Annotated in this window: 1 protein-coding gene; it reads right to left on the reverse strand. The window is 73.1% G+C overall.

Annotated elements, in window-relative coordinates; all coding sequences use genetic code 11:
* Window positions 1-60: 60 nt before the first annotated feature.
* Window positions 61-447 carry a hypothetical protein gene (locus G9H72_RS20755; RefSeq protein WP_166174751.1) on the reverse strand — a complete coding sequence of 129 codons (387 nt, stop codon included), beginning with the start codon at window positions 445-447 and terminating at the stop codon, window positions 61-63.
* Window positions 448-580 lie beyond the last annotated feature (133 nt).

Raw genomic sequence — 580 nt, forward strand, 5'->3', positions numbered from 1 at the left:
GCAGGGCCTTCGCGGCGTGTCGACCGAGGACCGCGGCGTACGGCTGCGCGGTCCGCTGCCTCAGTAGCTCGTGACGCGCACGCCGCCGCCGCTGAGGACCGCGGTCACCAGGGCCGGGTGACCGACGAACGACCTCGAGGCGCAGGTCTTGCCCCGGTCGCTGACCTTCATCAGGAAGGGCGGTACCAGCGGGTTGGCCGTGACGACGCTGGCCAGCGACTCGCCCGTGCCCTGGCCGGTGATGCAGATCGTGGTCTTGGACCAGAACCAGGTGCCGACGTACGCGGTCTGCGCGGTCTTGATGACGCCGTGGTCGTCGATGTCGGCGGCCGAGGCCGAGCCGGCACCGGCGACGCCGAGTCCGGCGGCGGCGGTGGCGGCCAGCGCGACAGCCGCACCGCGGCGGGCGAGCGTGGAGCGGACGGGCGAGAGCAGGGTGCTGGACATTGCGTTCTCCTCGGGCAGAGGGGCGACTCGGTGTCGCCCGCTGTGCCCAAGGCTCGTCGCGCCGGCCTCCCGGCGCCTGAGCATCGATTGCTCATCGTGGCCGCGGCATTGCTCGGCCCGCAGCGTGCTGCAC

The organism is Motilibacter aurantiacus (assembly GCF_011250645.1).
Taxonomy (GTDB): Bacteria; Actinomycetota; Actinomycetes; order Motilibacterales; family Motilibacteraceae; genus Motilibacter_A; species Motilibacter_A aurantiacus.